Source organism: Pantoea sp. ME81 (genome assembly GCF_903970985.1).
Classification (GTDB): domain Bacteria; phylum Pseudomonadota; class Gammaproteobacteria; order Enterobacterales; family Enterobacteriaceae; genus Pantoea; species Pantoea communis.
This window is the reverse complement of record NZ_CAJCKS010000059.1, coordinates 1-22834: the sequence shown is the minus strand read 5'-3', so window position 1 is coordinate 22834 and position 22834 is coordinate 1. Positions and strand designations below refer to the sequence as shown.

Sequence of the window (22834 nt, the reverse complement as noted above, 5' to 3'; positions counted from 1 at the left end):
GGCCTTAATGGCCCATTTCTTATTGCAGGAACGGATTACTGATACGCTCCCGACCCAAGGTGGAAATCGGACCGTGGCCCGGCACAAAGGTCACATCATCACCCAGCGGTAACAGCTTAGTGTTAATCGCATTGATTAAATCGCTGTGGCTGCCCTGCGGGAAATCGGTACGTCCGACACCGCCATTGAAAATCACATCACCCGATATCAATAAGCGCCCAGCCCGGTCAAAGAACACAATGTGTCCCGGCGTATGACCCGGGCAAAGCAGCACTTCCAGCGTGACATTCCCAACCTGCACCGTTTCGCCCTCTTCCAGCCAGCGATCCGGCGCCAGTGGCGCACATTCCGGCAGGCCAAACATGCGGCTTTGCGTCGGCAAATTATCCAGCCAGAACGCATCCAGCTTGTGAGGGCCAACAATAGGAATTTGATAGTGTGCGGCGAGTTCAGCGGCGGCCCCCACATGATCAAGATGACCATGCGTCAGCAGAATTTGCGCGGGGGTTAATCCTCGCTCAGCCAATACGGCAATAACCGTCCCGGCATCACCGCCGGGATCCACCAGTGCCGCCTGCTGGGTTTCGTCATCCCAGATGACCGAGCAGTTTTGAGAAAAGGCCGTAACTGGAATAATGTGGTAATTCATAGCGCTCCATGACCGACACACGCAGCGCTGCCGGTATCAGGACCAGTGCCTTGCAGGCCCGGTATCTATGTGTACGAAGTTGCTGCGCGGGTAATATCCTACACCACCGGCGCGCATAGATAACGCCGCTTTGCGAACATTGCTTAATGAAATTCCCTCGATATGGAAATCCATCGCCTGCCCTTTGGTGTGATAACTGTGTTTGGCCACACCAGGACCCGATTCGCGCAGCATGTTGTTAGTGGCCAGCGTACGGTAGCCTGAGATCAGCTGCACCGGTTTGCGGGTGTTGAGCACCATCTGTAAGCGATAGAGCTGATCAAACAGATGCGGATCGATGTGTTTCACTTGATTGGCGCGGTAATCACGGAAGAAGTGATTTAAGCGGGCTAACTCATCCTTGTCATAACTCTTGCCGTTAAAAAACTCCGTTTTAAGGGTTTCACCGGTGTGAAGGTTATTAAGCGTCAATACTCGGGGGCGCGAGGTGGAAAGCGAAGCCAGCGCTGAACCAGGAAGCAGAGACAAACCTGCCGCTGCGCCTCCAATCAGGAGCAATCGACGACGTTGAGAATCAAAATTAGCCATGTAGCGGGGTTACCTAATCTAAAGCGATAAAAAAATGTGTAAAAAGTACACAAGGCCGAACAGTAACCGCAGCCTGGAGGTCAGTCAACCCGCAATGTGTCACAGAATGACCAAAACCCGCGCAAAACCGAAATTTTGCGACGGGCCCTGATCTTTTCGAAGAGAGGTGAAATCTGGCAAATCAATGACTAGAGGAGAAGTTTTCCTGCTTTTGACAGAACCTGGCTACCGGAGCGCGCAGGGTTATCATAATTGTAAATATCTGTACGATATTGCGGCTTTCCATCCGCCGCGACCCATGCGGTTAAATAATAAAGATTAACCGGGATGCGGTGGCGAATCGGCACGTAGCGCGTGTCGCCCTGTTTCAGCGTGTCGGTGATGCGGCTGTCATTCCAACCCACATCCTGCAGCAGCAGGTCGGCCAGTTCAGAAGCCTTATTCACGCGCACACAACCAGAGCTCAGTGCGCGAATATCGCGCTGGAACAAGCCATGGTTAGGCGTGTCGTGCAAATAGATGGCATCGGAACTCGGCATATTAAACTTATATCGCCCCAGCGAGTTCATCGCGCCAGGTGCCTGACGAATGCGATACGGGAAACTGGCTGCCGAAACCATATGCCAGTCAATCATCGACGGATCGATCACTTCGGCATCCGCACTCCAGCCCGACAGTAAGGTATAGCCGTGCTTGTAGAGGTATCCGGGATCTTGTTTGACCTTCGGCACGATATCCTGACGCACCAGCGTGGTAGGCACATTCCACGGTGGATTGAGCACCACGTTATTCAGCGCACTGCGCATCAACGGCGTTTTTCGATCGGGACGACCGACAATCACCCGCGATGACAAAATCGTGGCTCCGTTGTTGTAATAGGTGAGTGAATAGTTGGGAATGTTCACCATAATGCCGTTATGCATATCATCCGGCAGCAGACGCAGGCGCTGGATATTCAGTGCCAGTAACGATGCGCGCATCTGCGGTGACACATTCAGCCACTCACGCGTGCGAGGGCCTATCGCCCCATCATCCGCCAGACCTTGCCAGTGCTGGAAGCGTTTTACCCCTTCCACCAGCGCGGCGTCATACACATTGTCACTAGCAGGCGTGGTATTCGCCACCACGTTGCCGGTTGCCGCAGGTGCCTGTGCAGACAAATCATTGACGCTGGCCGCCGATGGACTCACCGCGATCGGCTGATTGCTCTGGCTGACCGGCACAGGTGCTGTCGGCACGGCATCATCAGCTGGCGTCGGTGTGCTGCTGTGCGTTGCGGCAGTCAGCATGCCGGTTCGCTGCAAAATCTCTCTGAGCGCAGGCACATCGTTGCTAATTTGGCCGGGGCGGAGCGTCCCGCTGTCGCGCAGTTGTGGCCATGGACGGTTATCGGTCAGCAGCGCTTTGAGCGCACTGTGCATCGGCGCATATTGTGGATGTTGCGGCGCAAGCGAGATGATAAACGCGCGACTGCCACCACCGTTTACCGCATTTTGCCACTGGTTAATGGCAGCAACGCCCGGCATCGTCAATTTGTAAGGAACATTACTGTACAGCCAGGTTTCACCCTGCGTCGGCACATTGGCGACAAACTGCAAATAGCCTAACATGGCATCGCTCAGCACGATGTCGCGCGCCATGCCGGTAATCGTGGGATTAGTCAGTAATTCAACCCAACGAGTAAACTGTGGCTGGACGCCGGATAGCGCCACCTCCGCTAACTGTTGCTGGAAAGCCTGCACCGCTTGCTGATCCTGCCAGAGTGGCGCCATATTACGCGCGGCGTAGATACCGGCTAATCCCGGCAGATAGAAAGGCTGCTGACTGGGGCTAAAAGCCTGCTGAATTTGATGCTGACTCGCCGCCACTGACATGGCGCTATGTGAAGTTCCGGGTAAAGCGGCAATGATCGCGGCATGGCTGGTGGCCAGCGGCGACAATACCAGTGAAACACTGAGTGCGAGTACCGCACGATTCATTCTGCTTCTTCTATTCAGCCACATCCCTGCCCCCTTCTCACCTAAGACACAGCGCCCTGTTTTCGCTATGTACAGCCTTACTCTTATTGTTGAGTATACAAATAAAAAACGGCATCTGCCTCAGTGTGCAGATGCCGCTTACAGATTAAACGGTGCGCTGTTTTTTAACCAGATTCAGCGTCAGGTATTTTCTGTTTCTAAATCGATATCACTGGTGTCGCGTTTTGCTGGCACAGGATCCGCCGAGAATCCACGCAGCCCCACCACATGCACGTGTTCAGTATTGTTAAACACTTTACGCACCAGCTTGTAGGTGGTGCCTTTCTCCGGGCTGATGTTCTCTGGCGCAGCAATCACCAGCTGCATCTCCAGACGCTCACACAGTTCGAATAGGGTGGCGATGGAGCGGGCATCGAGACGCGCCGCTTCATCAAGGAACAGCAGTCGGCATGGCGAAATATCTTTACCGCGCAGACGACGTGATTCCTCTTCCCAGCTTTGCACCACCATCACCAGAATTGACATACCGGTACCGATCGCTTCACCGGTCGACAACGCACCACTCTCCGCGCGCAGCCAGCCATCGGAGCCGCGGTTCACTTCCACTTCCATCTCAAGATAGTTGCGATAGTCGAGCAGCTCTTCACCGATGGTTTGTGGTGTGCGCTGCCCCATATCAATTTGTGGATTCAGACGTTGATAGAGTTTCGCCAGCGCTTCGGAGAAGGTCAGACGATTGCTGGTAAACAGATCCTGATGCGCTTCATGTTCTTCAGACAAGGTATCGAGCAGCGTAGAGTGCGCTTCACGCACGTTAACATTCAGACGTACACTGCGCACCTGACCAAAGCTCACGGCCTGCAAGCCCTGGTTCAGCTGACGAATACGATTCTGCTCACGCTGAATGGTTTTACGAATGATATTCGCCGCGCTGCGTGAACTGATGGCCAGCGTCTGCTCGCGTGCCGTCAGCTCTTCCGTCAGACGATTCAGCTCAATTTCCATCTGCTCGATGGCTTCAACCGGATCGTCAGTACGAATGATGTCCTGACGAATACGTTCGCGCAGATGCTGATACACTGCGATAAAGAACTGTACTTTGCGTTCTGGACGTTTTGGATCTTCCGACATGCGCAGTACATCACGCAGATGTTCGTTATCCGCCACCGCCAGACGCAGTGCACCCAATGCCTTATCCGACATTGAACGCAGTTCATCTCCGCCCAGATAGGCCATCTCACGACGATGCAGGCGACGCTCCATGCCGTTCTCTTTGACCAGACGCAGCACCGTACACCAGCCTGCTTTAGCGCTGACGACCTGCTCACGAATCTGGTGATAATCACGCTCCAGCTTGCGCAGTTTCTTCTGCAGGCCGTCCATTTCGGCTTCGCAGAACGTGAGCTGTTTCTCCAGCTGATTACGACGAGCACGGTTATGGCTTAATGCGGTATAAAGTTCGTCGCGTCGGGCGCGGGCGCGCTCTTCGGCGCTGGCATCGGCATGCACGCCGATATCCTGCATCTCCTGCTGCAACTCTTTCAGCATGTCACGCTTGGCGTCATAGGAACTTTTCAGTGATGCCAGCACTTGTGAATATTGTGTCAGCTGCGCCTGATGTTCGCGCAGACGTTCACGCGCACGACTGCGCTCACCCTCCGCCTGATCCAGACGCTGGCGCAGTTTTTCATTGAGATCGCTGTTGCCGGTCAGCATGCCGGCAGAATCTTCATAGCTAAAGTGGGCGCGACGCTGCACCACCTCCGTCAGGGCAAAGGCCTGCTGACGCGCATCACGCTGCTGCTGCTGTGCTTGCTGGTAATCGCGCTCCAGCTGATCATGCTGCTGCGGATCGCTTTGCAACACCGACACCAGCGGCTCCAGCTTGCTGATTTTGGCGCCATGCTGATGCAGGAAGCGCGCCGCTTCCTGAGCTTCTTCGACGCGTTCACGGATCTCTTCGCAGCGATCGCCAAGTGAATCATCCAACAGCAGATTCACGCGTGGCAGCAGGCGGTTAAGCTGGCTGACGCCCTCTTTAGCCTGTTCAAACTGGGCACGCTGCTGCTGGTTATCATTCTCATGCTGTGCCAGACCCCGTTCCAGCTCGCCACGACGGCTGTTTAGCTGGCGGATCAGCGCTTCAGGATCCTCATCAAAGGCCACCGCCAAATGGCTACCGATAAAGCGGCTGAAGGATTGATGCAAGCGCTGCGTTTTCTGCACGTCGAAGGACAAAGTGGCAAACCGTTCTGCCAGCTGGTCGCGTTCATTGTTCAGCAGTTCCAGCTGGTTTTCACGCGCAGCGCGGCCAAACAACGGCACTTTAGGGAAGCGGGAGTAGCGCCATTGACGCTCAGCCACTTTCACTACCACGGCGTTTTCCAACTCATCAACACTGAAGACGCTGTCATCAAACGCCTGCGGATCCCCTTCAATCAGATAGAGATCTTCCGGGCAATCCTCCAGGCCATCCAACAGTTCACGCACCAGAGATAAATCGGGTACCACAATCGCATGACGCGATGGGCCATACAGCGCCGAGAAGTACGGTGCGTCATCCAGTGTGACGTCATCGTAAATTTCCGACAGCAGTACGCCGCCAAATCGTTCCGCCAGTTGCGTCAGGCGAGCATCTTCCGCACCACCAGGTTGACTTAAACGCTCGATCTGCTGCTCGACTTCACGTTTACGTGCCGCCACATTGTCACGTTCAACGGTGGTTTCACGCTCACGTTCCAGCAACTGCTGCATGAACTCAGTGATCTGCTGGCTGTTAGTCAGCGCCTGACCCGTTTGCTCGCTAAGCTGCGTCAGGATTTCCTGCGCGGCCAGCCAATGTGGCGCACGCGCCGTCAGTGCAGTGATGCGTTCACGCAGCTGTTCCAGTTCCTGGCGCATCAGCATGCGGCGTTCACCGGCATCGGACACGCTTTCGTTCAGCTGTTCAATCTGTGCTTCCAGCTCGCGCTGCAGCCCTTCCAGCGCGTCGGCATCGTACTGTTGCCCCTGACGCTTGCAGAAATCGGCTAACAGGCGCTCGGCATCATGCTGCTCGCGCAGGCGCGTTTCCAGCTCATTGAGACGCAGGCGCAGCGAAGAGAGCTGATCGGCATGATGACGCTGGTTAGCGGCATCCCGCAATAAGTTGCGTCCCACTTGCCATGCATCCTGACGGCTCACTTCGCCGGCGATACTGGTCACCAGCGCTAATGCCTGCTCAAATTGACTGTGCGCCGCTTCGGCCACGCTGAGTTTCTGTTCCAGACGCAGCAGATGCTCGGTGGCTTCTTCTTCGCGTGCCTGGAAGGTTTCCTGCCACTCCGTCGCATTATCGATGGTCAGATCGGGCAACTGACACTGCGCGCGCGCTTTATCCAGCGCCTGCAACGCTTGCTGATACTGAATGGCCCGCGTTTGTTGCACATCGAGTGCCTGCTGGAAATCGGCTAACTGGCTTTTCAGCTCATCAACTTCAATTTCAGCCGCTTCGGCACGCGCTTCATTCTCTTCCTGCACTTCGCGGGCTTCCGCCACCACTTCATTCTGTTCTTCGAGGCGGTAAGTCAGCTCTTCGAGATCGGCATCATAGCGCTCGATCTTCTCCTGCTGACGCATGGCTGTCTGGACCAGATTCAGGTGATCGCTGGCGCCTTGATAGTCGGTTTCCAGATCGCTTTCTGCACCGTTGTGCTCAGAGAGTTCACGCGCCATTTCGATGTGGCGATACTGCTCGGAAGCCAACTGGTTGCGGCTGGTAAACAGCTCATTGCGCAGTTGCAGTGCCCCATCGAGGTGAATGCGACGCTCGTTGGCGTGACGCATATAATCTGCCGACACATAGCTGGTGGCTTCAGAGATCAAATGCTTAAACAGATCGCGATCGGACTGCGTAACGCGAATCGCTTCCAGCGTCATGCGGTTTTCACGCAGCGCGGCTTCCATATCCTGGAAGGCTTTGCGCACGCCACCATTTTCTGGCAACAGATAATCACGCAGCGAACGGGTGATAGCGCTGGAGATACCGCCGTACAGCGAGGCTTCAATCAGACGATAGAACTTACTGCGGTCGCTAGCGGTGCGCAGACGACGCGGCACCACGCCCAGCTCGAACAGGACGGCGTGGTAATCCGTAACCGAGTTGTACTGACGGAACTGCACGCCTTCCTGCGCTTCAACGCGTTCTTTCACTTCCGCCAGCGGTAATACGCGCGCCTGGCGGCTGTTAAGGATTTCGGTCAGCATATCGGTCGGCTGCGAATCGGTCGGCAGGCCATGAATACTGAAGGGTTTGATATCGACTTTTTTATCGCGTCCAGCAACCTGTTGCAGACGCACGCCGACCACCACGCGCTGATGGCGCGAATTGACCACATCCAGCACCGCATAACAGACACCCGCGCGCAGTTTACCGTGCAGACCTTTATCGCGAGAGCCAGAGGTGGCCCCCGCTTCGGTGGTGTTACGGAAATGCAGCAAGGTGAGGTCGGGGATCAGCGCCGTGACAAAAGCCGCCATGGTGGTGGATTTACCTGCACCGTTACCGCCGGAGAGCGTGGTCACCAGCTCATCGAGATCAAAGGTACGGGCAAAGAAGCCGTTCCAGTTGATCAGCGTTAGCGAACGAAACTTACCGCGTTCAATCATTCCTGTTCATCCTCCGCGTTATCACTCGCATCGCTGTCAATGTCATTCTCGTTGTCCGCCTCGTCACTCTCATTGGCTGCGGGCTTGCTTTCCAGCGTCATCGCTTCACCATCACGGATCAGTCGCAGCTGCGCTTCGCGCGCATCATCGCCACTGCGGACATCGGCTCCAAAGCGAAACACCGATTCCATAATGCGGAATTTGCTGCTGTCGTTACCCATATACCACACCATGCCCAGGCGGCGCAGGCGGCTGAGTGAAGCACGCATTTTTTCCTGCAGCTTGGCGCGGTCCAGATCAGAACCGGTTGAGCGCTGGTTCACCAGCTTGAGCAGTTTGCTCTCATCGGCCAGTGATAGAAGCTCGTCGTACAGTTCCTGCTGGGTGAAAATCCCTTCGTTGGCCAGACGTTCCGGACTGAGATAGAGATAACAAAGGATTTTGCCAACCATCATGTCCAGCTCAGACAGAACCGAGCGGGGAATCAAGGTGGTGGAACGTGGACGCAGATAGAAGAATCCTTCTGGCGCACGCATCAATTCAACGTTATATCGCGCATAGAACTCTTCCAGGTACTCCTGGTAGTCCATCAAAAATGCGTGATTGTCCAGCTCTTCAATGCCAATGTGGCGGCCCGCGCGTAACTGGCTATCCAGCGCCGGGAAAATCGGGTTTGCCAGTGCCAGCGCCAGTTTGACGGGCATCACTTGTTCAATATTTGTCGATGACATGTGCCTGCACCTTGGCTCCGTAATCATTAATAGTCTGCCATTCTGCCGGCAGACCGGCTAAATCAGCTTCGGCGACACCGAGGCGTACTGCCTGATCGATGACGATACGCGCCAAATCAAAGTGGCGCGCACGCGGGTATTGCGCCAGGTAATCGCGCATCACCGTAGCGAGATGGAGCGGCTTTTGCTCCAGCTTATAAATCTGCAATGCTTCTTCGATCATCGCGGCAAGCTGCTCACGAATCTCGTTAAACTCTTCGTACTCCATCTCTGGCGGCAGTTCGCCCATCACCTCATCATTACGCAGCGTCATCTCTTCATCGCGCATATCGTAAAGACGGTCGGCATTCGCGTAGGTCAATGCCCAAGGCTGGTCGAAGTAGTTCTGCACCGACAGGCGTAAACGTTGCGCGAAGACGCGGTTCTTATCCATGTCGATAGCGGTACGGATAAATTTATGCACGTGGCGGTCGTAGCCAATCCACAAATCGATGGCCTGTTGGCCCCAACTGATGATGCGGTCCAGCTTATTTTGCAGGTCAAACACCAGCTTATCGACAAAGCCCAAATCCGGGCTGCTCAGCGTAGCATCCTGAATGCGCAACAGATTGGCCTGCAATTTATCGCCTGCCGCTTCCAGCGTATCCTGCAGTTCACGCAGTGTGCCGGAGGTTTCCGACAGCAGCAGCTCACAGCTGGAGATAGCTGCACGCCAGTCTTTGTTCAGCAGGTCGGCAATATCGGTTTTCACCGCTTGCTGCTGCTCATCCATCAGGCGCTGAGTCATGTCGATACTGTCGAAAATCTCGGCCACGGAATATTTCAGCGGGGCAAAGACATTGCGATGCCAGTGGAATTCGTCACCGTCTTCTTCGGCGGCATCTGCGGCGCGCTTCAGCTCCTGTGCCACAATCGACAGCTGCATCGACAGGCGCAGTGTGGAAAATTCACGCTGACGGATGTAGTAATCGGTAATGCCGATGGCGAGCGGCGTCAGGCGATAAATCGCATGGCCTTCGGTTAACTCGCTGGTAAAACGGTTGAGCAAGCGCTGACGCACCATGTCATTGATGGCGTTGTTGGCACGTACCTGAACGGTTTCGTGGGTTTGTTCAAAGGCCTTGCTGACATGACGAAACGCATCGATCAGTTCACCTTCACTCATTTCACCGTCCATGCGCTCACCGTTTAAGGTGGCGATAGCCAGCAAAAAAGCCAGACGTTCTACCGGCAACGCAAGTGAAAAGTCATTCTTGCGCGCCCATGCCACCAATTCGGGGACCGTCTGGGAAAATTCGCTCATAGTTGATCCTTCTACCTGGGTTTGCGCGCGGTCACGTGGATATAGCGCCCTAAACTTAAAAAGGGCTCCTGACGACAGTAGCGCCGTTCCATCTCAATAATCTCTTCAACGCTTTTGACGACGCCGGGCGGTGGCGGTTTCATGTAATCACAAAACACGCGAATGCCTGCACGCTGTTCAATCTCAAAGCCCGCATCACTTAACCAGCGATTAACGTCCTGAGGATCGCGCGGGAAATCCGGTGACAGCGTACGCTTTTTGCGTTTAGTCATATTGGCACGCAGATAGCCGAAATTGCCGAGTTGCAGGGTGCGGAACGTCAGGGCATGCGCATTGTAAAACATCAACGACAGCACGCCACCGGGCTTCAGCGTGTGCCACAAGGCACGCAGCGCCGCTTCCGGTTCTGCCACCCACTCCAGCACAGCGTGAAACAATACCAGATCAACCGGCTGATCCAAATGTTCGCCCACCTGCTGCGCGCTAATTTGTTTGAATTGCATGTTGTGGCTCACACCCTCGGTGTGCGCATGCGCTTCAGCCAGCTTTAACATCTCCGCGGAGAGATCGCACAACAGCACCTGATGGCCACGTGCCGCTAATCCACAGGAGATTTGTCCTACGCCACCGCCGGCATCCAGCACTGACAGTGCGCCTTCAGGCAGTGTCGGTAACAGCGCATCCAGTTCGTCCCACAGGATCGCCTGCCGTACCTGCCCTTTGCGGGTGCCATAAATGTTCTGCGAAAATTTGTCCGCCAGATCGTCAAAGTTACGATCCTGCATGATGATGGCTCCACTGTGCTGCATTCAACTTGTGCTATTTTGTCACAGGCTCAACAAGAATGAACCTTTCACGCCACAGTAACTGTCTGGCTGCTGTTTTTTCGGACAAAAGGAGCAAATTTCGATGTTTTTTGCCTTAAAGAAATGGATTGGCGCGATGTTATTACCTTTACCACTGCTGTTGTTGCTCATGGCGGTAGGACTTTTACTTCTCTGGTTTAGCCGTTGGCAAAAAGGCGGCAAAATCCTGATCTCTCTGAGTTGGCTGCTGCTCCTGCTGCTCAGCTTGCAACCCGTTGCCGATCGTCTGTTGCGCCCCATCGAACAGCATTATCCAACCTGGAACGGTAGCGAACCGGTGGATTATATCGTCGTGCTGGGCGGTGGCTACACCTTCAATCCGAATTGGGCACCAAGTTCTAATTTGCTCAACAACAGCCTGCCGCGCGTAACAGAAGGTGTGCGCCAATGGCGTCGGAATCCACAAGCAAAAATGATTTTCACTGGCGCTGCTGCTGGATACAACCCCCGCAGCAACGCCAGCGTGGCGGCAGAGGTAGCCGAAAGTCTGGGAGTGCCACGTTCGGCGATTATCACGCTGGACCAACCACATGATACGGGCGAAGAAGCGCTGGCCGTCAAACAAACTATCGGCAATCACCCTTTCCTGCTGGTCTCATCGGCGAACCACTTGCCACGTGCAATGCATTTTTTCCTGAGCGCTGGTCTGAACCCCATCGCCGCGCCGGCCAATCAGCTCGCGATTACCTCGCCAATCAGCGCCTGGGACCGCATGTTGCCATCGCCAATGTGGCTGGGTCACAGTGAACGTGCGATTTATGAAACCCTGGGCCAGATTTGGCAACGGCTGCGCGGCGATAATTCCCTGTCATCCGAGCCAGGGAAGTAACTGCTCGCGGGCATGATTAAAGCGCGGACGGTCAAACTGTCCGCTGCTTACCAACGTATCGACACAATCCCATAGCTGATACAGCCAGCGCCGCCAGATAAAGCCTTCAGAAACCGGCGCGCGTTGCAGGTAATGCTGCAGCAGTGAGGCTTCAGCCCCGCTATCTGCCAGCCGGATTAATTCATACTCACGCGGAGCCCAGAGAATATTGCCTGGCTGCATCATCGCTACCAGTTGGTCACTGCGTGCATCTTTCAGCATGCTGGATAAACGCAGGTTGCCGTGCATCAGCACGCAGGGATCGTCGAAGTCTTTGAAGAGATTAGTTAACTGCTGTCGGCTGCGGTACAGGATCTGCCGATCTTCCAATGTGAAAAATGGCGGTGACAGATAGCCCAACGTGGCCCACAGCACCTCGATACGCTGGCGATACCAGGCTGGCCAGTTGTTTTCCTGGACACTATCAACCCTTCCCACTAATCCGTGGCTGTCGATACGGTGCCAGCCGAGTACACCCTCGACAATTTGCTCACACAGTTGCTCCCAGCGCACGGCAGTGCGCGCTGGCGCTTCGGCGGAGACGCCATTGAAGCGCGCCATCAGTAGCATTTCATGTACCGGCGGCTGCTGACTCAGCACCAGGCCAAAAACCGCAGGTACTGTGACCAGTCCATCATGACCCAACATGGTGAGTTTTTTGGCTTCCAGCGCCGCACGGCCTTGATGACGAAAATACTTCGCCACCAGCGGCATTGATTTACCGTCGTTGTCATAGAGTGCGTACAGCCGCGACTGCGCCTGTTCGCTAATGGTCTCGAGGCGGCTGATACCTTCACCCAGTATCAACGCCAGTTCTGAACGGAGCTGTTCCATGCGTTATCCTCCGCAGTCAATTGACTTCACTATCCTGGAGGTCATGGTGGCGCGAAACTTAGCGCCAGATCAAACTTTATGGCCAGCACAAGCGGCTGGCCGGTCGGGCTTTACCCCTGCATGGCCGCACGAACACGAACCAGATCCTCTGGTGTGTCCACGCCAACACTAGGTACGGTTTGCGCTACGGCAACGTGAATCTTCTCGCCGTACCACAGCACGCGCAATTGCTCCAGCAATTCAATGTGTTCTAACGGGCAAGGTTCCCACGCAATGTAACGACGGATAAAGCCAGCGCGATAGGCGTAAATGCCAATGTGACGCAGCAAAGTGTCGCCGATCTGCTCGCGCGATTTCGCATAGCGCTCGCGATCCCACGGAATGGTGGCGCGTGAGAAGTAAAGTGCATAGCCTTTCGCGTCCATCACCACTTTAACCGCGTTGGGGTTAAAGGCCTCTTCTGCATCGGTAATCGGCACGGCTAATGTCGCCATCCCTGCATCAGCCTGCGCCAGATTATCGGCGACCTGACGCACGATTTCTGCCGGAATCATCGGCTCGTCGCCCTGCACGTTGACGATAATGGTGTCATCGGCAAACTGATATTTCTCAATCACTTCTGCCAGGCGCTCGGTGCCTGACTGGTGATCCGCGCGCGTCATGCACACTTCGCCACCGGCAGCGGTTACCGCTGCAGCAACCTCGGGGTGATCGGTCGCCACAATTACGCGATCGGCGCCCGACTCGCGTGCGCGCTCCATCACGTGTATCACCATCGGTTTACCGTGAATATCCACCAGCGGTTTGCCGGGCAGGCGCGTTGATGCATAACGCGCCGGAATGATGGCGACGAAACTCATGGATGGATCTCTTCAACAGACAGCGTACGCGCTTCCACTTCGAGCAATACCGGAATGCCGTCGCGCACCGGGTAAGCCAGGCCGTCTGGTTTACAAATCAGCTCCTGCTGCTCTTTGTTGAAATACAGTTTTCCGTTGCAAACCGGACAGGCAACAATCTCAAGTAAACGGTGATCCATAATTTTCTCCTTTCAGCACCGATTTGTCAGGCGCTTAGCATACCATAGCGCACCCGAAGCACAGTGCGCCGGGCGCGGCATTATTACGATGAACTCAATCGTTGATAACCCAACGATGCGTCCAGGCAGCAAGCAGTTCGGCAGGGACATTTTCAACGATGACCTCATCGGCACCTTGCCACTGTGCAAAGCGACTGATGGCTTTTTGCACATCATTCAGAAAGGCCTGGGTAACACGCACGCCGGGCTCAAGCCAAAATGCACGGATAATCAGCTGCTGTGCCTGGCGGTCCATCTTTGCATCAATACGCGCTTTGAGTGCACCTCGGTGTAACACCGGCAGAACAAAGTAACCATAGACGCGCTTCTCAGCAGGGGTATAGCACTCAATGCGGTAATCGAAATTAAACAACTCCAGAGCGCGACGGCGATCCCATACCACCGGATCGAACGGTGACAACAAGGCCGTGTGGGTGGCGCTGGGCATTTTATCCAGCAGAGGTAACAAGCTCTTATGCAGCCACATCTCCCCGAGCTGTTCCACTTCAACGCGCACGATATCGCCCTGGGCTTCGGCATCCTTAATCCAGGCCTGTAATGGCGCACGCTTCAGCCGGTAGTAATCGGCCAGCCAGCTGGCGCGAAAAATCCCCAGACTGCGTGCACTGTGTCCCAGCATCGCTCGTACCGCTTCCGCTTCATTGAGTGCATGTTGTTCATCATCCCAATCAGGCATCACTCGCGTGCGCAGATCGTACACCCGCTGGAAGTTACGGCGTTCGACCACCATCAACTCACCCGCGCTGAACAGGTTTTCCAGATGCCGCTTGTGTGGCTTCCAGGCCCACCATCCGGGTTTGGTTTGCTTATCACTGGCAAAATCAGCGGCGCGCACCGGGCCATTTTCAGCGATATGATTCAGCAAGGCGGCGATTTCTTGCTGATGTTCTTCAACCCACTGCTCGTTGTATTTCCACCCCAGCCGCTGCGGTTCCAGCATGCGATGACGCAACAACGGGTAATCTTCAAAGGGAATAAAACAGGCTTCGTGCGCCCAGTACTCAAACAGCGCGCCGGAGGCCAATGTCTCTTCCAGCCACTGTGTGGGATAGGCGCCAAGGCGGCTGAACAGCACCAGATAAGGGCTGCGCGCAACGACATTGATGGTGTCGATTTGCAGCAGTGACATCTGCCGCACGCAGGCATGGATATCGGCCAGGTGGGCTCGGCGGCTCGGTGGGCGTAACAACCCCTGAGCAGCCAGGTGTAAATGACGAGCAGTTCGGAGTGAAAGGGACGATGTTGTGGTCATGACTCGATTCCCTTTGAGCAGGTTTAGCGCGAACGGGTGTCGCGCGCAGTCGTGCAGAGTTGGGTCACATCGGCGAGTAAAGCATCCAGGGACGCCCCCGACAGATCGGCATCAACCGGTAGATACCACCAGTTGTCACGTGCAAAACTACGGCATTTCACTGCGTCTTTTTCGGTCATCAGCAGGCATTGATGAGTCTGCGTCAAACGCTGTAACTCTTCTTCGCTATAAGCATGGTGATCGGCAAACGCGATTTCCGCCACCGGCTGGATGCCCTGCTGCTGCAACGTATTGAAGAAACGCGGCGGATGACCAATGCCCGCCATCGCCACCATCTCAGGCAGTTGATCAAGGCTCGCCGTTTCACCGCTCACCAGATTGACCGCCTTACCTGGCCGCAACGTCATGGCGATCTCACCGGCTTGCGCCTCACCACCATTGACGATGATGGCATTAACGCTTTGCAGACGGGACGCTCGCTCACGCATTGGACCTGCGGGTAACCACCAGCCATTGCCGAAGCGACGCACCCCATCCACCACCACAATTTCACGATCGCGCTGCAATGCGTAATGCTGCAGACCGTCGTCAGTGATGATCACATCCAGCTCTTGTGCAGCCAGCAGGCCCTCTACCGCCATACGGCGTTGAGGCGCGACCGCCACCGGCACTTGAGTGCGTTGCGCGATCAGCACCGGTTCGTCACCGGCTTGCGATGTTGGAGTCTCCGCCGTCACCAGCAGCGGGTAACGTTCTGCTTTGCCGCCATAACCGCGTGACACTACGCCAACGCGTAGGCCACGCTGTTGCAGCGCCTGAACCAGCCAGATTACCACCGGGGTTTTACCATTACCCCCAGCAGTCAGATTACCCACCACAACTACCGGGCAAGGCGCACGCCAGCTTTTACGCCAGCCACGCTGATAGCTGAGGCGAATCAAACTGCTGATTGCCCCATACAGCAAACTCAGTGGCCACAATAGTAGCCACAGTGGCGAACGCCCGCTCCAGATGCGTTCAATCATTGACCAAACTGCAGTTTGTGAAGCTGTGCATAGGCACCCTTTTCGGCCAGCAACACGCTGTGCGTACCGCGTTCAACGATACGACCATCCTCAACGACCACGATTTCATCGACTTTTTCGATGGTCGACAGGCGGTGCGCAATCACTAGCGAAGTACGGTTTTTCTGCAGCTCATCCAGTGCGGCCTGAATGGCGCGCTCGGATTCGGTATCCAGTGCTGAGGTCGCTTCATCAAGGATCAGAATCGGGCAATCACGCAGCAATGCGCGCGCGATGGCAATACGTTGACGCTGGCCACCTGATAGCAATACGCCGTTCTCACCAATCACGGTATCCAGACCGTTATCCATCTTCTTAATAAAGTCCATGGCGTGCGCCATAGTCGCTGCCTGTTCAATCTGCTCGCGGGTGTATTCTCCATTGCGTGCATAAGCAATGTTATTGGCAATGGTGTCGTTGAACAGATGAACATTCTGAGATACCAGCGCCACCTGATTACGCAGCGAACGCAGGGTGTATTCACGCAGATCGTGGCCATCCAGCAGAATTTCACCGGAGTCGATATCGTAGAAACGGGTCAACAGGCTCGCCATGGTCGATTTACCCGATCCTGAGCGTCCTACCAATGCCACGGTTTTGCCCTCGGGCAGTGACAGATTGATATCACGCAGCGCCGGGACTTCACGGCCAGGATAGGTAAAGGTCACATTGCGGAATTCAACATCGCCTTTGGCACGCGTGATTTCACGCTTGCCATTATCGATTTCCTGTTCGCTATCCAGAATTGAGAACAAGGTCTGACAAGCAGCCATACCGCGCTGGAACTGGGCATTGACGTTAGTCAGCGACTTCAGTGGACGCATCAAGGCAATCATCGATGAGAACACCACAGTGATGGTACCGGCGGTGAGAGTTTCCATCACGCTGGGGAAACTGGCGGCGTAGAGCACAAATGCCAGTGCCAGAGAAGCAATCAGCTGAATGACCGGATCGGAAATGGAAGATGCCGAAACCAGTTTCATGCCCTGCTGGCGCATTTTGTTGCTCACCTGGGAGAAACGCTGTGCTTCAACATCCTGACCACCAAAGATCAGCACCTCTTTGTGCCCTTTCAGCATCTGTTCAGCACTGGTGGTGACTTGTCCCATGGTGTTCTGCATGTTTTTACTGATGCTGCGGAAGCGTTTGGACACGGTGCGAATCGCAAACGAAACAATTGGCGCAAGGACAATCAAAATTAATGACAGCTGCCAACTGTAGTAGAACATCATGATAAACAGGCCGATGATCGAGGCGCCTTCACGTACGACCGTCACCAGTGCACTGGAAGAGGACGAAGCAACCTGCTCGGAATCATAAGTGATGCGTGACAGCAATGTGCCGGTTGATTGCTGGTCAAAGAACGCCACGGGCATGCCCATCATGTGACCAAACAAGCGGCGGCGCATATTCATGACCACGTTGCCCGATACCCAAGAGATGCAATAACTGGAGATGTAGCTGGTCACGCCACGCACCAGCATCAGGCCAATCACCACCAGAGGCATCCAAAGCATGACGGAACGATCGGCCTTACCGAAGCCATCATCCAGTAAAGGTTTCAACAGCGACAACATTAAGGTATCGCCGGCCGCATTGAGAATCAGCGCCACCGCAGACACAAACAGTCCTGCTTTGTGCGGCGCAATCATCGGCCAGAGTCGGCGGAACGTTTGCCACGTTGAGAGATCTTTGTCTTGATGCATTATTTATTCACGCTGTTTGAAATAGCCGCTCATTCTACCTGGATTCACGTTTGACGCCAAACCACTGATGATACCAGCGAGGTTTTATTTGCTCCCTCAATCCCTTAATCTGCCATTCACCCTGCCGAATACCAATGTGGACCTGCCCGGATTGTGCCGTGTCATACCAGATATAGCCCTGTTGGCGATAGCGTTCCACCACGGCGGCGGCTGGCATGCGCCATGCGTTATAGCGCGCTACCGATGCCACCGCGCCCTTTCCTGCAACACTACGTAACAGTAAAGGCCCCGAAGAGGTTCGGCTACCATGATGAGGGACCTGCATTAATGTGCTGGTGAGCTGGGTTTTCTCTAATGCCACCAATTTTCTTTCTGCTTCTAACTCAATATCCCCGGTGAGCAGCAGGCTGACAGCTCCATCGTCTACGCGTACGACACAAGAGTCATTATTTTGCCCTTGCGTATTCCCTGCAGGCGGCCAGAGTGCCGTAAAGGTCAGTTTGCCCCATTGCCACTGCTCTCCTCGCTGACAAGGTAAATGCCCCGCTTCACCCAATGCACTGCGGATCATCATATTGGGATTGGACTGATGCAGTGAATTCAGCCCACCCCGATGATCCAGATGCTTATGACTTACCACCACCGTGTTTAGCTGTCGTCCCTTATACAGTAACCATGGCAGTATCACGCGCGCGCCCGCATCATCTTCATTCCAGCGTGGACCCGCGTCGTACAACACCACTTCATTACCCTGTGTAATCGCGATCGCCAGACCATGGCCCACATCCAGCACATCAATCTGCCAGTCATCTTGTTCAGACTGATGACGCCATAACACAAATGCCAATGCGCAGCCGCAGCAAAGCATCAGCGTGTTATTCAGCAAACCACTGCGCCACATAAATAAACCGCCCCATAGCAGGGCCACTGCCGGCAAGGCATCATTTAACGGCCACCATCCTGCTGGCAAGTATGCCAGGCCCTGCATCACCTGATTGACAGAAAAATCCGCCAACCGCCACAGTACCGAAGCGAGGGGTTGTATGGGCAGCAAAAGCGCCAGCAGTATCAATGGCACGGTGAAAAGCGATACCACCGGCACCGCGATGAGGTTAGCGGCCAGTGCACTGAGGCTGATTCCCTGAAATAAAAAAATCTGCAGAGGAGCCATCAGTATCATCATGCCGAGTTGTAAGTGCAGCAATCTCAGCGGCAGCCAGCGCCTGGCCTGACGGTATCGATCCGGCAAGGCAAACCACTGGAACCAGATGATTAACATGGCGACGGCAAGAGCAGAGAGCCAAAAGCTTTCAGATAAGACGGTGAGGGGATCAAGCCAAAGCAGTACACCCATGCACAGTGTCCAAATCTGCCAGCCTGTTAACTGCCAGCCAGCGATTCTTATCGTTGTCCACAGTAGTAGCGCGACCAGCGCGCGCTGAGCTGGTGCATGGCTGCCCGACAACCAGCAGTAGATTGTCGCGGTAATGATGCTACCCATCAGTGGCAGCAGATAACCGATGGTGTGCGCAGGCTGCAGCAGCTGCAAGCCACGTACTATCATCCAGCCAACGCTGGCCGCTAGCGCAATATGCATACCGGAAATCGCCATTAAGTGTGCGGTTCCGGTCTCACGTAATAATTGTCGCTGAGTTTTGGTCATGTTCTCACGTTCACCAAAAGCCAGCGCCTGCAAAATGGCAGGTTGTTGCAGGTGTTCAAAAAGAGGTTGATGATGGCGCATAACCTGCGTTCGCAAATTACAATCTACCGATTCCGCCAGCTGGTTAATGATTCTCCCCTGCAAAGGTGTATGGTTTGCCAGCGCAAAACGTTGGGCATCAAACCCGCCTTCATTCAAGCGACCATGCACTGCACGCAAGCGTAAGGTCATTTTCCAGCGTTGCCCTGCACAATACCCCGATTCACCTGGCTCCGCATTGATACTGACAAACAACGGCGGGAACTGATATCGCTCACCCACACGGATAATCTGGGCTTTAAATTGCTGTTGATTTTCCTTCACATCAACAATACGCAGCGTCACTTCGGCTGGCGCCATTGAAAGCTGGTCAATCACATTCAGCATCTGTCTCGCTTCCAATAGCGCCCACGCCAGAAGCAGGATACCCATGCCAATAAGACGCAGCACAGCCCAAGGCAGGGATGCCACAATAAGTGCTAGTAGCACCATCACAGCGATCATTTCCATGGTCGGTATTTGAGGTAACAAACCCAATGGTAGCGCCGCCAGGATCATGATTCTGGCTACTGCAATCCCTGTTATACGCATCACTTTTCTCCCGCAATGGGCACCAGTTTGCGTGCAATTGGCAGGAATAGCTTTCAGGAATGGGGAGAGCTGGATTGCGGATGCCAAAAAATCGAAGTGGCTTTCATTGTTGATGTGGGTTTAGGAATCAGATTCACAACAACGAATTTAGAGCAAAAAAAAACGACACCCAGAGGTGTCGCTTTGTCGTTCGGTAACGGCTTAGCCGTAGATATTTGCACGGTCACGCAATTCTTTGCCCGGCTTGAAGTGGGGAACGTATTTACCTTCCAGATCCACTTTGTCACCCGTTTTCGGGTTACGACCAGTGCGCGGTGCGCGGTAGTGCAAAGAAAAGCTGCCGAATCCCCGGATTTCAATGCGCTCGCCCTGTGCCAACGTGGTGGCCATGTGCTCGAGCATCTCTTTAACTGCATCCTCAACGACTTTCGCCGGAATATGAGTATGCTGTCCAGCAAGTCTTTCAATAAGTTCTGACTTGGTCATGTAACCTCCGGTTAATCCTTAATGGGAAAGGTATGACAGCTTTTACCGAAACCGGACGACTTACATCGTCCGGTGCCTCGGGTCGATTACTCGCCTTTAGCCGCTTTGAACGCTTCAGCCATAGCGCTAGAGAAGTTGCTTTCTTCCTGTTTGGTGTTAACAGTGTTGATAGCTTCTTTCTCATCAGCCTGGTCTTTAGCACGAACAGACAGGCTTACAACGCGGTTCTTACGGTCAACGCCGGTGAATTTAGCTTCAACGTCGTCACCAACACTCAGAACCAGAGTTGCATCTTCGATACGGTCCAGTGAAGCTTCTGAAGCGCGCAGGTAACCTTCAACGCCATCAGCCAATTCTACTGTAGCACCTTTAGCGTCTACTGCAGTTACTTTACCGTTAACGATAGCGCCTTTCTTGTTCAGGGTGATGTAGTTGTTGAATGGATCTTCAGCCAACTGCTTCACGCCCAGAGAGATGCGCTCGCGCTCTGCATCAACCTGCAGTACAACAGCAGCGATTTCGTCGCCTTTTTTGTACTCACGAACGGCTTCTTCGCCAGTCGCGTTCCAGGAGATGTCTGACAGGTGAACCAGACCGTCGATGCCACCATCCAGGCCGATGAAGATACCGAAGTCAGTGATTGACTTGATTTTACCTTCAACGCGATCGCCTTTGTTGTGGGTCTCAGCGAACTGCTGCCATGGGTTGTTTTTGCACTGCTTCAGACCCAGGGAGATACGACGACGTTCTTCGTCGATGTCCAGAACCATAACTTCAACAACGTCGCCCACGTTAACAACTTTAGATGGGTGAATGTTTTTGTTGGTCCAGTCCATTTCAGAAACGTGTACCAAGCCTTCAACGCCTTCTTCGATTTCAACGAAGCAGCCGTAGTCGGTCAGGTTGGTTACACGGCCAGTCAGCTTGGTGCCTTCTGGGTAACGCTTAGCGATAGCAACCCATGGATCTTCGCCCAGCTGTTTCAGGCCCAGAGATACACGAGTACGCTCGCGGTCGAACTTCAGCACTTTAACAGTGATTTCGTCGCCCACGTTGACGATTTCGCTTGGATGCTTAACGCGTTTCCAGGCCATATCGGTGATGTGCAGCAGGCCGTCAACACCACCCAGGTCCACGAATGCGCCGTAGTCAGTGAGGTTCTTAACGATACCTTTAACTTCCATGCCTTCCTGCAGGTTTTCCAGCAGCTGATCGCGTTCAGCGCTGTTTTCAGATTCGATAACTGCGCGGCGAGAAACCACCACGTTGTTACGTTTCTGATCAAGCTTGATCACTTTGAACTCAAGCTCTTTGCCTTCCAGGTGCAGAGTATCGCGAACCGGACGAACGTCAACCAGTGAACCTGGCAGGAACGCACGAATACCGTTCAGCTCAACTGTGAAGCCACCTTTAACTTTGCCGTTGATAACACCGGTAACAGTTTCAGCTTCTTCGTAAGCTTTTTCCAGCGTGATCCAAGCTTCGTGACGCTTAGCTTTCTCACGGGACAGCAGGGTTTCACCGAAGCCGTCTTCAACTGCGTCAAGCGCAACGTCAACTTCGTCGCCAACCTGGATTTCCAGTTCGCCGGCTGCGTTCTTGAACTGCTCTGCAGGAATTGCAGACTCAGATTTCAGACCCGCATCAACCAGGACTACGTCTTTGTCGATAGAGACAACAACGCCACGAACGATGGAACCCGGACGGGTTTCGATTTCTTTCAGTGATTCTTCAAATAGTTGAGCAAAAGATTCAGTCATATTGATAATCTTAGGATTCTTCAATTTAACGTCCACCTGACGTCATTGTCGGATGGGGTTGTTTCACATGCCCAGCACCGGATCCGTGGTACAGGGTTACTACAATTCAGTTACCGAATAGATTAAATGCCCAGCTTTTGGCGGGCATAATCAAGTGCCTTTTCAATCACTTGCTCAATGGACATACTGGTCGAATCCAGCACCAGAGCATCAGCGGCAGGCACTAAAGGCGCGATAGCACGATTACGATCGCGGTCGTCGCGTTCCTTTATCTCGGATAAAAGGCGATCAAAGTTAACATTAAAGCCCTTCTCCTGCAACTGTAGCATACGCCGATGAGCACGCTCTTCTGAACTTGCATCAAGGAAGATTTTTACCGGTGCATCGGGGAACACGACTGTGCCCATATCACGACCATCTGCAATTAAGCCCGGCTCTTCACGGAATGCTCGCTGACGACGCAGCAGCGCTTCACGCACGCGTGGGAAGGCAGCAACCCGCGAAGCCGTATTACTCACTTCCTGCGTACGGATTTCACCGGTCACATCCTCACCTTCTAAAATGACCTGCATCTCACCTTCTACGGACAAGAAACGCACGTCGAGGTGAGCGGCCATAGGCACTAATGCTTCTTCGGATTCAATATCCACCTGATGATGAAGTGCAGCCAATGCAAGTACGCGATAAATGGCACCAGAATCCAGCAAGT

Annotated in this window: 18 protein-coding genes; 1 reads left to right on the top strand and 17 read right to left on the bottom strand. The window is 54.2% G+C overall.

Annotated features, from left to right (window positions below; all coding sequences use genetic code 11):
- Positions 1 to 19: 19 nt before the first annotated feature.
- The 7 genes from H7A81_RS12865 to cmoM form a co-directional block, all read right to left on the bottom strand.
- Positions 20 to 649 (bottom strand): MBL fold metallo-hydrolase, encoded by a 630-nt coding sequence (locus H7A81_RS12865; RefSeq protein ID WP_182057692.1) that lies wholly within the window; start codon positions 647 to 649, stop codon positions 20 to 22.
- Between the two features lie 36 nt (positions 650 to 685).
- Positions 686 to 1237, bottom strand: a complete 552-nt coding sequence (locus H7A81_RS12860) for a YcbK family protein (protein WP_034820522.1) — start codon at positions 1235 to 1237, stop codon at positions 686 to 688.
- A gap of 188 nt (positions 1238 to 1425) precedes the next feature.
- Complete coding sequence (ldtD, locus tag H7A81_RS12855; RefSeq protein WP_370529954.1) at positions 1426 to 3216, bottom strand: L,D-transpeptidase; 1791 nt, start codon at positions 3214 to 3216, stop codon at positions 1426 to 1428.
- A gap of 180 nt (positions 3217 to 3396) precedes the next feature.
- Entirely contained in the window at positions 3397 to 7863 is a 4467-nt protein-coding gene (mukB, locus tag H7A81_RS12850) for a chromosome partition protein MukB (protein WP_182057690.1), read from the bottom strand.
- Positions 7860 to 8594 carry a chromosome partition protein MukE gene (gene mukE / locus H7A81_RS12845; protein WP_182057689.1) on the bottom strand — a complete coding sequence of 245 codons (735 nt, stop codon included), beginning with the start codon at positions 8592 to 8594 and terminating at the stop codon, positions 7860 to 7862. The genes mukB and mukE overlap by 4 nt, the downstream gene beginning before the upstream one ends.
- Positions 8575 to 9897: a chromosome partition protein MukF gene (gene mukF, locus H7A81_RS12840; RefSeq protein WP_034820534.1), complete on the bottom strand. Its 1323-nt coding sequence runs from the start codon at positions 9895 to 9897 to the stop codon at positions 8575 to 8577. The genes mukE and mukF overlap by 20 nt, the downstream gene beginning before the upstream one ends.
- A gap of 11 nt (positions 9898 to 9908) precedes the next feature.
- Positions 9909 to 10682, bottom strand: coding sequence for a tRNA uridine 5-oxyacetic acid(34) methyltransferase CmoM (cmoM, locus tag H7A81_RS12835; protein ID WP_166936447.1), 774 nt, complete (start codon positions 10680 to 10682; stop codon positions 9909 to 9911).
- Positions 10683 to 10806: 124 nt separating this feature from the next.
- Between cmoM and elyC the strand changes: the two genes are divergently transcribed.
- A complete protein-coding gene (elyC, locus tag H7A81_RS12830; protein WP_182057688.1) occupies positions 10807 to 11592 on the top strand; it encodes an envelope biogenesis factor ElyC in 786 nt (261 codons plus the stop codon).
- On the opposite strand, the gene H7A81_RS12825 is transcribed toward elyC, so the two are convergent.
- From H7A81_RS12825 to cmk, 10 genes are all read right to left on the bottom strand, one after another.
- Entirely contained in the window at positions 11572 to 12465 is an 894-nt protein-coding gene (locus H7A81_RS12825) for a YcbJ family phosphotransferase (RefSeq protein ID WP_182057687.1), read from the bottom strand. The genes elyC and H7A81_RS12825 overlap by 21 nt on opposite strands.
- Positions 12466 to 12575: 110 nt before the next feature.
- Complete coding sequence (gene kdsB, locus H7A81_RS12820; RefSeq protein ID WP_034820546.1) at positions 12576 to 13325, bottom strand: 3-deoxy-manno-octulosonate cytidylyltransferase; 750 nt, start codon at positions 13323 to 13325, stop codon at positions 12576 to 12578.
- Positions 13322 to 13504, bottom strand: a complete 183-nt coding sequence (locus H7A81_RS12815) for a Trm112 family protein (protein WP_007887424.1) — start codon at positions 13502 to 13504, stop codon at positions 13322 to 13324. Before H7A81_RS12815 ends, kdsB begins: the two co-directional genes overlap by 4 nt.
- 94 nt (positions 13505 to 13598) lie before the next feature.
- Entirely contained in the window at positions 13599 to 14816 is a 1218-nt protein-coding gene (locus H7A81_RS12810) for a winged helix-turn-helix domain-containing protein (RefSeq protein ID WP_182057686.1), read from the bottom strand.
- A 23-nt stretch (positions 14817 to 14839) separates the two neighbouring features.
- Positions 14840 to 15841: a tetraacyldisaccharide 4'-kinase gene (lpxK, locus tag H7A81_RS12805; RefSeq protein WP_182057685.1), complete on the bottom strand. Its 1002-nt coding sequence runs from the start codon at positions 15839 to 15841 to the stop codon at positions 14840 to 14842.
- Positions 15838 to 17586 carry a lipid A ABC transporter ATP-binding protein/permease MsbA gene (gene msbA, locus H7A81_RS12800; protein ID WP_182057684.1) on the bottom strand — a complete coding sequence of 583 codons (1749 nt, stop codon included), beginning with the start codon at positions 17584 to 17586 and terminating at the stop codon, positions 15838 to 15840. Before msbA ends, lpxK begins: the two co-directional genes overlap by 4 nt.
- Positions 17587 to 17620: 34 nt before the next feature.
- Positions 17621 to 19879 (bottom strand): DNA internalization-related competence protein ComEC/Rec2, encoded by a 2259-nt coding sequence (locus tag H7A81_RS12795; RefSeq protein ID WP_182057683.1) that lies wholly within the window; start codon positions 19877 to 19879, stop codon positions 17621 to 17623.
- Between the two features lie 201 nt (positions 19880 to 20080).
- A complete protein-coding gene (ihfB, locus tag H7A81_RS12790; RefSeq protein WP_003849360.1) occupies positions 20081 to 20365 on the bottom strand; it encodes an integration host factor subunit beta in 285 nt (94 codons plus the stop codon).
- 86 nt (positions 20366 to 20451) lie between these two features.
- The gene (rpsA, locus tag H7A81_RS12785) at positions 20452 to 22125 is read right to left on the bottom strand and encodes a 30S ribosomal protein S1 (protein WP_034820570.1); all 1674 of its coding nucleotides are present in this window, start codon (positions 22123 to 22125) and stop codon (positions 20452 to 20454) included.
- A 122-nt stretch (positions 22126 to 22247) separates the two neighbouring features.
- Positions 22248 to 22834 (bottom strand): (d)CMP kinase (cmk, locus tag H7A81_RS12780; protein ID WP_182057682.1); only part of this gene is annotated, 587 nt, incomplete at its 5' end.